Source organism: Flavobacterium sp. J49 (assembly GCF_011742145.1).
In the GTDB taxonomy this organism is placed as follows: Bacteria; Bacteroidota; Bacteroidia; order Flavobacteriales; family Flavobacteriaceae; genus Flavobacterium.
In genome coordinates, this window is sequence record NZ_JAAQQU010000032.1 from 1 (window position 1) to 922 (window position 922).

Consider the following 922-nt stretch of genomic DNA (forward strand, 5'->3'; position numbering starts at 1 on the left):
CTTCACTCACTTGCGTTTCCAAATATAACTAAAATTTCAGTCAGCCGAGACATTTCTGATAAACCCAAAACCAGCCATAATCACAAACTGCTGTTGTGTGCTGTATTTTATTTAGTTTCTTTTTCTGAATCGGGAAAGCAATCAAGCGCAAATTTTTTAATTCTCACTAACGTTGCCTTATTACAATTCTTGCAGTTTTTCCACATCTTTTTTTCCAATTCTTCTCTAATTGATTTAGGATTTTCGAAATCGTCCATGTCATAAAAACCGCTGTACTGAATTGAATTATACCAATCTGTATATTTTTCGTTTGTTTTGTCAAAGTCCATATATTCGAAAAACTCACTTGGAAATTTTTCAGCATATTGTCTGGCTGGAATTCCAGTATATTCTGCTAATGCGCCATCTTGAATTAATATTGTTTTATTAAGAATCCATCTGTAAAATGGTCTCAACTCTGAATTTTCAGTTATTACCAAGCCCAAGAGTTTTTCTGTTTTGTCTTCGTCGGTTGGTCTGTACTTTCCGAAATAGAAATCAATTGCAACTTTTGAGCAATTTTTGTTTTCGATGTAATATCTAACGGGTTTTTTCCAAATTGTATCTTTGTCAATATCATGTGTCAAACCAAAACCAATTTGCCAATCTTTGACTTCTGTTTTAGTTTCTGGTTTTTCAATTACATTCGAGTTATCAATTTTCGTTTCAATGACTTCTGTGCTTTTGGACTCAACAGAATCGGTTTTGTCTTTAGATTGACATGAGAAAATGAATAAAGTCGTTAAAAATAAAATTGCCTTCATTTGCAGGGTTTAAATATAGCACACAACGTCCTGCGGCTTCACACAGTGGCGACTTTTATAATTTATAGTTGTAAATATAAACAAAATTTGAACTTAGTAGTTTCCGGCTAAGAAAAACA

At 32.8% G+C, this 922-nt stretch carries 1 protein-coding gene; it reads right to left on the bottom strand.

What is annotated here, in order from left to right:
* Positions 1–107: 107 nt before the first annotated feature.
* Positions 108–803, bottom strand: a complete 696-nt coding sequence (locus HA632_RS00125; RefSeq protein ID WP_176305216.1) for a hypothetical protein — start codon at positions 801–803, stop codon at positions 108–110.
* Between the last annotated feature and the right edge of the window lie 119 nt (positions 804–922).